The sequence below is a fragment of the Pseudomonas sp. 382 genome (assembly GCF_002759075.1).
Taxonomy (GTDB): Bacteria; Pseudomonadota; Gammaproteobacteria; order Pseudomonadales; family Pseudomonadaceae; genus Aquipseudomonas; species Aquipseudomonas vlassakiae.
Genome location: NZ_PEMX01000035.1, coordinates 44,960 through 54,118, shown reverse-complemented (window position 1 = coordinate 54,118; position 9,159 = coordinate 44,960). Strand labels below are relative to the sequence as shown.

Below are 9,159 nucleotides of genomic sequence, written 5' to 3'. Positions count from 1 at the left end.
AGGACAAGCTGGTGAACAAGAAGGTCGTTGAACGACTGATGGCTGAGCAAGGGTTGAAGTCAGTGGTACGGCCTAAGAAATACCGTTCCTATCGTGGTGTTGTCGGCAAGGTGGCGGCGAATTTGCTGGAGCGAAATTTTGTTGCCCAACGGCCTAATCAGAAGTGGGTGACCGACGTGACTGAATTCAAGGTGGCGCAACAGAAGCTCTATCTCTCGCCGGTGATGGATTTGTACAACGGTGAAATCGTGGCGTACGAAACGGCCAAACGTCCTTGCTACAGCCTGGTTGGGAACATGCTCGACAAGGCCCTCGACTGCTTGGGAGAGAAGCCGAAGCTTGTGCTGCATTCAGATCAGGGATGGCATTACCAGCAGGCTCAGTATCGTCACAAGCTCCGTGGGCGAGGCGTGAAACAGAGCATGTCGCGCAAGGGCAATTGCCTGGACAACGCGGCCATGGAAAGCTTCTTCGGTACGCTCAAATCTGAATTTTTCTACCTGAAGCGCTTTGAGAGTGTCGATGAGTTGAAAGCGGGCCTGGACGAGTACATCCGCTACTACAACCATGACCGCATCAAACTGAAGCTCAATGGCCTGAGCCCTGTTGAGTACAGGGCTCAGGCTGCAGCATAGAACTGTCCAACTTTTAGGGGGCAGTCCAGGATCACTACAGGCTCGAAAAATGTGATGTACCTGTGGGAGCGGCTTTAGCCGCGAAGAGGCCAGTGCAGGCAATCCATGAATCAAGCAGCGCGTGCCTGACGCCGAGGCATCACCGCCACTTCCTCAGCCCCGAACAACGCCATGTGAATCGCCTGTTGCGCCTGAAATGCCAGCGCCGCACGTTCCTTCTCGACGCTGCCAATCGGCTTCAACAGGTGAATGCACACCTCACTCCGTGGCTCGGCAAACAAGCGCATCAGGTGTGAAACCAGGTCATCGTCGCCAATGAATGGCGCAATCGGGTCCGCCTCGCCATTGCGCAAGTACTGGATGGCCACCGGCTGCACTGCCACGCCCTGGTCGATGGCCCCGGCCAGCAGACGACCGTGGAAGGTGCGCAACTGGCGCCCGTCGGTGGTGGTGCCTTCGGGAAAGATCAGCAGTGGCCGTGCCTGGCCCAGTTGCTCGCTGATCTGTTCGCGCAGGCGTTGGCCATCGCCGCCACCGCGGCGGATGAACAGCGTGCCGGCCTTTTCCGCCAGCCAGCCGGCCACCGGCCAGTGACGCACTTCGGCCTTGGACAGGAACGACAGCGGCAGCAGCATGCCGAGCAGGGGAATGTCGGTCCAGGAAACGTGGTTGCTGACCCACAACATCGGCTGTTTTGGCAGCTCACCGATTACCCGTACCTCGAAGGGCAAGGCGGCGACCAGGCGTTTCATGAACCAGCAGGACCAGCGCTGGCGAAGCTCGATCGAAGCCTTGATGCCCAAGCGTTCGCCCCCGGCAATGACACCGGCCATGAGCATGCCCAGCGACAATACCAGCAGCAGCCGCCAGAGGCGGGCGACTACCCGCAGGCCAGGCATCAGACCGCTGCCTTGAAGTGGCGGGCGTAGCGCGGGCAGAGGTCGTCGCGCTTGAGCAGGATGAACACGTCGGCGACCTGGAAATCCTCGTCCCAGCACGGCTCGCCGCAAATTTTTGCGCCCAGGCGCATGTAGGCCTTGAGCAGTGGCGGCATTTCAGCGATCACGTTGTTCGGCAGGGCCAGGCTGGGCAGCGGGTTCTTCGGCACGGCACGCAGGTGCTCGGTGCACAGGTAGCGCTCGCGCAGGCGCTGCATGACCGCGTGGGCTTGCATGCCGCCGTCCTGCATGGGGATGCTGGCGCAGCCCATCAGGTAGCTGTAGCGCCCCTCGTTGAGCACCTCCGCCAGCTCACCCCAAAGCACGGCAATGGTGCCGCCGTTGCGGTAGTTGGCGGCGACGCAGGTGCGGCCGAGTTCGAGAATCGGGCCCTGCAGTTGCAGCAGGCCATGCAGGCTGAATTCTTCTTCGCTGTAGAAGCGCCCCAGGCTGCTGGCTGCCTGGTGGTCGAGCAGGCGCGTGGTGGCCACCAACTCGCCAGTGCTCAGGTCGCGCACGCCGATGTGGCGGCAATGTACGTCGTAGTCATCCATGTCCAGGCCCAGTTCGGCGCCTTTGAGCTTGGCCTTGAACTCCGCGCTGAACACCTTGTAGCGCAGGGCCTGGGCTTCCTGCAGGGCCGCAGCGCCGACCAGGCGTTCGGCTTGCAGACGGCGTTCAGTGCTGTTGTCGCCAGAGTGAGCGATCCGAGTCATTACGAGTCTCCATAAGCCAGCCATGAAAGGTTGCGGCCGGTCGGCTTTGTTGTGCAAAGTCAGCCTAGGTAGGCGCGGTGTCACCCCTGTGAACCTTTGGTGATGCTTGCATGACACACCCCGACAGCCCCCGTGAAGGAGCGTCCGATGGCTTGGTTGCAACGACTCAACGACCCCCTCCGCCAGCCCCTTTCCGGCACTTTGGGCGAGGCCTATGCCGCGCAGCTCGAACGCCTTGGCGCGGTAGCCCCGTTCGAACTGGCGGTGCTGGGCGGCCGCGCCATGGCCACGCCAGGCCTGGCGTTCCTCATCGGTTACCAAGCTGCCTTGCGCGTGCTCTGGCCCAGCGCACCGGCCAGCCTGGGTGCGCTGTGCGCCACCGAGCGGCGCAGCGTGCGCCCGGCAGACATGCATACCCGGCTGGTCGGTTTGCGCCTCAATGGCGCCAAGGATTTCGTCACCGCCGGCCTGGATGCCGAGTGGCTGCTGGTGGCCGCACGCAGCGAAGCGCTGGGTGAAGCGCCGCGGCTGAGTCTGGCGGTGGTCTACCCGGGGGAGGCCGGGGTTACGCTGGACGCATTGCCGACCCTGCCGCTGATGCCCGAAGTAGAACATGGTCGCCTGCACTTGCAGGACGCGGCGTGCGAGCTGCTGGCTGGCGATGGCTGGGACGCTTACGTCAAACCGTTCCGCTCGCTGGAAGACTTGTACGTGCTCGCGGCGCTGACCGCCTGGCTTTACGGGGTAGGGCAGGAGTGTGGTTGGCCGCAGGAGCTGCGCCTGCGTCTACTGGGGCTGTTGGCGGCATGTGCCGAGGGTAGCCGACAGTGCGCTGACAGCGTCGGCTGCCACCTGCTGCTGGGGGGATTGTTTTCGCAGTTTCAGGAGCTGCGCGGGGCAATCGACAAGGCGCTGCTGGCAGGGCCGGAGCAGTGGGCGCAACTTTGGCAGCGCGATCAGGGGGTGCTTGCATTGGCCACTGCGGCGCGGGAAAAGCGCCTGGCCAAGGCCTGGTTGGCAGCAGGGCTGTCATGAAAGCCTGAAAAACTGGGGGACCTTTTGGATCCTGGGGCCGCTTCGCAGCCCACACTTGGGCGATAACGATGAAAGCACTGCTTCTGAGTCTTGCATTGGCTGTGTGCCCCGCCTGGGCCGAGGTCTGGCCGGAACCGGACTGGCCAGTCGACGACACTGCCCTCGACTGGCAAGCCGTCGATGCCTACGCTTTTCCGGAGCGCAACGCCAGCGAGCGCAGCGGCATCCGCACCGACGCCTTGTTGATCATCCGTGACGGTCGCATCCTCCACGAACGCTACAACGCCCCCACCACCGCCGATACCGCGCACCTGACCTGGTCGGTCAGCAAGAGCGTGCTGGCCACCGTGCTCGGCGTGGCCCAGGGTGAAGGCCGCTTCCAGCTGCAGGACCCGGCCGCACGCTTCTACCCGCCGATGCAGGCCCACCCTGATGTGCAACTGGCCGACCTGCTGCACTGGGCCAGTGGCCTGGACTGGCAGGAAGACTACGAGTACGCACCGCTGAAGTCTTCGGTGGTGGCCATGCTCTATACCCGCGGGCGCGACGACATGGCGGCTTATGCCGCTGCCCGCGCCAGTGCCGAAAAGCCTGGCCAGCGCTTTCTCTACTCCAGCGGCGACAGCAATGTGCTGGCTGCCGCACTGCGCGGCATGCTCGATGCCAGTACCTATGCCGACTACCCCTGGCATGCGCTGTTCACCCCGCTGGGCATCGACAGCGCGGTGTGGGAGCGTGATGGCGAGGGCACGTTCGTCGGCTCTTCCTACCTCTACCTCAGTGCCCGCGACCTGGCGCGCATCGGTTTGTTGATGCAACGCGATGGTCGCTGGCAAGGGCACCCGCTGTTGCCAGCAAGCTGGGTTGCGTTCAACCGCACAGCGTTCACCCAGGCCGCCGCAGTAGCCGGTGAACCCACCCCGGGCGGCCACTGGTGGCTCAACCTGCCACTGGCAGGAAGCCCGACACCGTGGCCCGACGCCCCGACCGATACCTATGCGGCGCTCGGCCACTGGGGCCAGGCGTTGTATATCGTGCCGTCGCAGAAGCTGGTGATCGTGCGCTATGCCGATGACCGCGACGGCAGCTACCGCCATAACGAACTGCTCAAGCGGGTGCTCGCAGCACTGACCAGGGAGGGCGCATGAAGCGCGTGCTGTTGCTGATGATCGTCGCCTTGCTTGGCTGGGCATGGCTGGAGCGCCAGGCATTGGCGGACTTCCCGGGCATCCTCTCGGCCTATTCGGCCAAGGAGTACTGCTCGTGCCGCTTCGTGATGGGCTTCGACGAAGCCTATTGCCGGGGTTATGTGAAGCAATGGTTGCCACTGAGCCGGCTGGAGGAAGACGGCCCACAGCGGCGTGTCCGCGCCGAAGGCCTTGGCCAGCGCAACCAGGCGGTCTGGCAGGGCGCGCAGGCGGGCTGCCGCTTGCTGCCATGAGGACGGGCGGGTAAGGTTGGCGGTCAAGTTTCACGAGACCTGCCATGTTCAAGCTGCCCCGTATCCTGCCTGCCCTGCTGCTGGCTTTGTGCCTGCCCGCCCACGCCAACTGGCACCTCGATGGCGAGTCCTCACGCCTGTCGTTCGTCACCGGCAAGAACGGGGACACTGCCGAGGTGCATCGCTTCCTGGTCTTGCACGGCAGCGTCGACCGCAAAGGTGCGGCAGCGCTGCGTATCGAGATGGACTCGGTGAGCAGTGGCATCCCGCTGCGTGACGAGCAGATGCGCGACAACCTGTTCGAGGTGCAGCGCTTCGCCGAGGCGAACGTGAAGGCGCAGATCGACCTGCGGCCGATCAACGACCTGGCCGATGGCGCACAAATCGAGCTGCGCCTGCCGCTGACGGTCACCCTGCATGGCCAGTCGCACAGTTATAACGCGCTGTTGCTGGCCACTCGCCTGGATGAGCGGCGCTTTCAGGTGGTGACCCTCGAACCGCTGGTGTTGCGGGCCTCGGACTTCGGCCTGCTGCCGGGGCTGGAAAGCCTGCGCACGTTCGCCAAGCTGAAATCCATCAACCCGTCGGTACCGGTCAATGCGGTACTGATCTTCAACGCCCGCTGACATGTCGGGGCCGGTCTTCCCATGGCGGGGTGGCAATCAGTTCGAACTGCTGATCGACGGCCCCGAGTTCTTTCCGCGCATGCTCCAGGCGATCATGCGCGCCGAGTTCCAGGTCGACCTCGAACTGTATCTGGTCGAGGCGGGTGCATGTGCCGAGGCTGTGGTAGAGGCGCTGGAGCAGGTGGCTTTGCGTGGCGTACGCGTGCGTTGCCTGTTCGATGACTACGGCTCGCTGGCCTTTACCGCAGCGTTGCGCCAGCGCCTGGTGGAAGCCGGGGTGTACTTGCGCTGCTACAACCGCCTGCGCTGGAAGCGGGGATTTCGCAACCTGTATCGCGACCATCGCAAGCTCTTGCTGGTGGACGAACGATGGGCGGTGGTGGGCGGCACGGGCGTCACCGATGAGTTCTGGACGCCAGGGGAGCCGGCCAGCGCCTGGCACGAAGTGATGGTGCAGATGCAAGGGCCAGTGGTGAGCGACTGGCAGTTGCTGTTCGATCGCCAGTGGCAAGCCAACAACCGCCGCACCGCCTGGCGCCCGGCTGAAGGCTTTGGCCTGCCGCGCCTGCCAAGGGTGCCGGTGCAGGGCCAAGGCATGGGCCGCGTGGCCTATGCCGACGCCCGTCAGCACCAGGACATCCTGCATTCGCTGGTGCGGGCGATCAACAGTGGCAAACAGCGGGTGTGGCTGGCCACGCCCTATTTCCTGCCGACCTGGAGCGTGCGCCGGTCGTTGCGCCGCGCCGCCAGCAAAGGCGTCGATGTGCGGCTGCTGCTGACCGGGCCGCGCACCGACCACCCTTCTGTGCGTTATGCCGGGCATCGCTATTACCCCCGCTTATTGCGCGCCGGGGTGCGCATCTACGAATACCAGCCGTGCTTCCTGCACCTGAAGATGGTGTTGATCGACGACTGGGTCAGTATTGGCTCGTGCAATTTCGACCACTGGAACCTGCGCTTCAACCTGGAGGCCAACATCGAGGCCTTGGACCCGCCGTTGACGGCTGCCGTGCAGGCCAGCTTCGAGCGTGATTTCGCCTTGAGCGAGGTTGTCGACCTTCACCACTGGCATGCCCGCCCGCTGTGGCGACGGGTGAAGCAGCGCGTATGGGGCTGGCTGGACCGGCTGGTGGTCAACTTGCTCGACCGGCGCGACTGAGAGCGGCTATCGTGCAGTGACTGTCCAAGGCAATCGAAGGAGTGGGTGCGATGACGGCGAAGAAGATTCTCATGCTGGTGGGCGACTATGTCGAAGACTACGAGGCCATGGTGCCGTTCCAGGCCCTGAGCATGGTCGGACACACGGTGCATGCGGTGTGCCCGGAGAAGGTCGCAGGGCAGACCGTGCGCACGGCGATTCATGATTTCGAAGGCGAGCAGACCTACAGCGAAAAGCCCGGGCACAATTTTGCCCTCAACTATGATTTCGTGCGGGTGCGGGCCGAGGGTTACGACGCGTTGCTGATCCCGGGTGGCCGTGCGCCGGAATACCTGCGCCTGGACGAGAAGGTGCTGGAACTGGTTCGGGCGTTCGACCAGGCGGGCAAGCCGATTGCCGCAGTGTGCCATGGCGCGCAGTTGCTGGCGGCGGCGGGTGTGCTGGAAGGGCGCGAGTGCAGTGCCTATCCGGCCTGTGCGCCGGAAGTACGCCTGGCCGGTGGCACGTTCATCGATATCGCGGTGGACCAGGCGCACGTCGATGGCAACCTGGTGACCGCGCCGGCGTGGCCGGCGCACCCGGCATGGCTGGCCGCTTTCCTCAAGGTACTGGGTACCCGGATCGCTTAACCGACTTGCTCGACCCAGTCGTTGAGGTTGTAGTAATTGGTCACCCGGGCAATCTTGCCGCAGTGAATGTAGAAGAAGGCCCCCGCCGGCAGCACGTAGGTCTGGCCATTGGCTGCCGGCAGCCCTTCGTCGTCGGCCAGGTATTGGCCATGCACGGTGAATTCCGCAGCCGCCCGGCTGCCGTCGGCGTTCTGCATCACCACGATGTCGGCCAGGCGCTCGCGGTAGCAGCGGTTCATCTTGTCCATGAACGCAGCGAATCTGGCTTTGCCCATCTGCCGCTCGCCCTGGTTGATGTCGTGGATCACGTCTTCGCTGAGCAGTGCCAGGAAGGCCGGCATGTCGCCAGCATTGAAGGCGGCGTAGTAAGCATTTACCAGTTCGGTAGCGGTCATGGAACAATACCTGTCGTGTAGGGAAAAGGCGGTGCGTTGGCTCGGATGATAGGGTTTCCCCTCAAGCCCGGCTTAGCCGAGCGCGTCATCCACATCGACAAAACGACCGCCAAGCATGGAAATACGCCTGTTGCACGGCGCCGCTATCGCGCCTTACATCGATGACCTCGCTCGCCTGCGCCTGACCGTGTTTCGCGAGTTTCCCTACCTGTACGACGGTACCCCGGAGTACGAGGCCGACTACCTGGCCAGCTATGCCCGTTCCGGGCGCAGCCTGGTGGTGCTGGCCCTGGATGCCGGCCAGGTCATTGGCGCCTCGACCGCCCTGCCGCTGGTGGACGTAGCCCCGGAGTTCCAGCAGCCGTTCCTGGCGCTGGGGCGCGACCCGGCCAGCGTCTACTACTTCGGCGAGTCACTGGTGCTGCCCGAGTACCGTGGCCGCGGCCTGGGCGTGCGCTTTTTCATCGAGCGCGAATCCTATGCCCACAAGCTGGCCGAGTTCGACTTCTGCGCGTTCTGTGCCGTCGAGCGACCGGGAGGACACCCGCGCCGGCCTGCGGATTACAAGCCGCTGCATGGGTTCTGGCGCAATCGTGGCTTCCTGCACGACCCTTCCCTGCGCACCCGCTATGCCTGGCGCGACCTGGACGAGCAGGAAAGCTCGGAAAAGATCCTGTCGTTTTGGACCAAGGAGCTGCCGATTTGATTCGTCTCGCAGCTTGCCAGTACGCCATCGAGTTGCATGAAACCTGGGATGCCTATGCCGACCATCTGCAGGCCTTGTGCGCCGAGGCGGTGGAAGCGGGCGCCAGGTTGCTGCTGTTGCCGGAATACGCCGGGCTGGTGCTTAGCGGCCAGTTGCCGGCCGAGCAGCGGGGTGACCTCAAGGCTTCGATCGCCGGCATCCAGCCGCTCATCGAGCCGTGGCTGGCGCTGTGCGAAGGGATTGCCCGGCGCTGGGGCATCTACCTGCAGCCGGGCAGCCTGCCGGTGCTCGACCTGGATGGGCAGTACCGTAATCGGGCCTGGCTGTTCGGCCCAAAGGGCAAACTCGGTTATCAGGACAAGCTGATGATGACCCGCTTCGAGCGGGAGCAGTGGGGCATTGCTGCCGGAGAGGGGCTGCAGGTGTTCGACACTGATCTTGGGCGCCTGGGCATCCTGATCTGTTACGACAACGAGTTCCCGATGCTGGCGCGGCGCCTCGCCGAAGGTGGTGCCGACCTGATCCTGGCGCCGAGCTGTACCGACACCGAGGCGGGTTACCACCGGGTGCGCATTGGCGCACAGGCACGGGCATTGGAAAACCAGGTAGCCGTGTTGCAAAGCCCGACGGTAGGGGTGGCGCCCTGGTCGCCGGCACTGGATGAGAACATCGGCCGGGCTGGGCTGTTCGTTCCGCCGGATCATGGGATGCCGGGGGACGGGGTGGTTGCGCTGAGTGGGGCGATGAGCCCGGTGAGCAGCCAGTGGCTGGTGTGTGAGGTGGATCTTGAGGAAGTGCGGCGGGTGAGGCGGGAGGGGCAAGTGTTTACCCGCAGGGACTGGCCGGAACAGTTCGAGAGGCTTCTGTGAGAGCGGCGGC

Annotated in this window: 12 protein-coding genes; 9 read left to right on the top strand and 3 right to left on the bottom strand. The window is 64.2% G+C overall.

The features are described 5' to 3' along the window. Positions 1 to 635, top strand: a 635-nt coding sequence (locus CQW31_RS26190; RefSeq protein ID WP_143524246.1) for an IS3 family transposase, incomplete at its 5' end; no start/stop codon positions are given. A gap of 110 nt (positions 636 to 745) precedes the next feature. On the opposite strand, the gene CQW31_RS26185 is transcribed toward CQW31_RS26190, so the two are convergent. Together CQW31_RS26185 and olsB are read right to left on the bottom strand one after the other, a co-directional pair. Then, a complete protein-coding gene (locus tag CQW31_RS26185) occupies positions 746 to 1,534 on the bottom strand; it encodes a lysophospholipid acyltransferase family protein (protein ID WP_054885080.1) in 789 nt (262 codons plus the stop codon). Further along, positions 1,534 to 2,289 (bottom strand): L-ornithine N(alpha)-acyltransferase, encoded by a 756-nt coding sequence (gene olsB / locus CQW31_RS26180; RefSeq protein WP_054885079.1) that lies wholly within the window; start codon positions 2,287 to 2,289, stop codon positions 1,534 to 1,536. Before olsB ends, CQW31_RS26185 begins: the two co-directional genes overlap by 1 nt. A gap of 147 nt (positions 2,290 to 2,436) precedes the next feature. Between olsB and CQW31_RS26175 the strand changes: the two genes are divergently transcribed. The 6 genes from CQW31_RS26175 (at position 2,437) to CQW31_RS26150 (ending at position 7,179) form a co-directional block, all read left to right on the top strand. After that, positions 2,437 to 3,324 (top strand): acyl-CoA dehydrogenase, encoded by an 888-nt coding sequence (locus tag CQW31_RS26175; RefSeq protein ID WP_099815766.1) that lies wholly within the window; start codon positions 2,437 to 2,439, stop codon positions 3,322 to 3,324. A gap of 68 nt (positions 3,325 to 3,392) precedes the next feature. Next, positions 3,393 to 4,472 (top strand): serine hydrolase, encoded by a 1,080-nt coding sequence (locus tag CQW31_RS26170; protein WP_099815765.1) that lies wholly within the window; start codon positions 3,393 to 3,395, stop codon positions 4,470 to 4,472. Continuing rightward, a complete protein-coding gene (locus CQW31_RS26165) occupies positions 4,469 to 4,765 on the top strand; it encodes a hypothetical protein (RefSeq protein WP_054885076.1) in 297 nt (98 codons plus the stop codon). The genes CQW31_RS26170 and CQW31_RS26165 overlap by 4 nt, the downstream gene beginning before the upstream one ends. A 44-nt stretch (positions 4,766 to 4,809) precedes the next feature. Further along, positions 4,810 to 5,391 carry a YceI family protein gene (locus CQW31_RS26160; RefSeq protein WP_099815764.1) on the top strand — a complete coding sequence of 194 codons (582 nt, stop codon included), beginning with the start codon at positions 4,810 to 4,812 and terminating at the stop codon, positions 5,389 to 5,391. A 1-nt stretch (position 5,392) separates the two neighbouring features. Then, positions 5,393 to 6,550, top strand: a complete 1,158-nt coding sequence (locus CQW31_RS26155; protein WP_054885074.1) for a phosphatidylserine/phosphatidylglycerophosphate/cardiolipin synthase family protein — start codon at positions 5,393 to 5,395, stop codon at positions 6,548 to 6,550. A gap of 50 nt (positions 6,551 to 6,600) precedes the next feature. Next, positions 6,601 to 7,179, top strand: a complete 579-nt coding sequence (locus tag CQW31_RS26150) for a DJ-1/PfpI family protein (RefSeq protein WP_054885073.1) — start codon at positions 6,601 to 6,603, stop codon at positions 7,177 to 7,179. Here CQW31_RS26150 and CQW31_RS26145 read toward each other — a convergent pair. Continuing rightward, positions 7,176 to 7,574, bottom strand: coding sequence for a nuclear transport factor 2 family protein (locus tag CQW31_RS26145; protein WP_054885072.1), 399 nt, complete (start codon positions 7,572 to 7,574; stop codon positions 7,176 to 7,178). The two genes, CQW31_RS26150 and CQW31_RS26145, sit on opposite strands and share 4 nt — an antisense overlap. 115 nt (positions 7,575 to 7,689) lie before the next feature. Between CQW31_RS26145 and CQW31_RS26140 the strand changes: the two genes are divergently transcribed. Both CQW31_RS26140 and CQW31_RS26135 read left to right on the top strand, forming a co-directional pair. Further along, positions 7,690 to 8,280, top strand: coding sequence for a GNAT family N-acetyltransferase (locus tag CQW31_RS26140; protein WP_054885071.1), 591 nt, complete (start codon positions 7,690 to 7,692; stop codon positions 8,278 to 8,280). After that, on the top strand, positions 8,277 to 9,149 hold the full coding sequence (locus CQW31_RS26135; protein ID WP_099815763.1) for a carbon-nitrogen hydrolase family protein: 873 nt from the start codon (positions 8,277 to 8,279) through the stop codon (positions 9,147 to 9,149). The genes CQW31_RS26140 and CQW31_RS26135 overlap by 4 nt, the downstream gene beginning before the upstream one ends. The last annotated feature ends 10 nt before the right edge of the window (positions 9,150 to 9,159 follow it).

Excerpts from the sequence above, each read along its gene's own strand:
- CQW31_RS26170 (WP_099815765.1), top strand. The coding sequence starts at position 3,393 with ATGAAAGCACTGCTTCTGAGTCTTGCATTGGCTGTGTGCCCCGCCTGG.
- CQW31_RS26140 (WP_054885071.1), top strand. The coding sequence starts at position 7,690 with ATGGAAATACGCCTGTTGCACGGCGCCGCTATCGCGCCTTACATCGAT.
- CQW31_RS26185 (WP_054885080.1), bottom strand. The coding sequence starts at position 1,534 with ATGCCTGGCCTGCGGGTAGTCGCCCGCCTCTGGCGGCTGCTGCTGGTA.
- CQW31_RS26160 (WP_099815764.1), top strand. The coding sequence starts at position 4,810 with ATGTTCAAGCTGCCCCGTATCCTGCCTGCCCTGCTGCTGGCTTTGTGC.
- CQW31_RS26145 (WP_054885072.1), bottom strand. The coding sequence starts at position 7,574 with ATGACCGCTACCGAACTGGTAAATGCTTACTACGCCGCCTTCAATGCT.
- CQW31_RS26150 (WP_054885073.1), top strand. The coding sequence starts at position 6,601 with ATGACGGCGAAGAAGATTCTCATGCTGGTGGGCGACTATGTCGAAGAC.
- CQW31_RS26175 (WP_099815766.1), top strand. The coding sequence starts at position 2,437 with ATGGCTTGGTTGCAACGACTCAACGACCCCCTCCGCCAGCCCCTTTCC.
- CQW31_RS26165 (WP_054885076.1), top strand. The coding sequence starts at position 4,469 with ATGAAGCGCGTGCTGTTGCTGATGATCGTCGCCTTGCTTGGCTGGGCA.
- olsB (WP_054885079.1), bottom strand. The coding sequence starts at position 2,289 with ATGACTCGGATCGCTCACTCTGGCGACAACAGCACTGAACGCCGTCTG.
- CQW31_RS26155 (WP_054885074.1), top strand. The coding sequence starts at position 5,393 with ATGTCGGGGCCGGTCTTCCCATGGCGGGGTGGCAATCAGTTCGAACTG.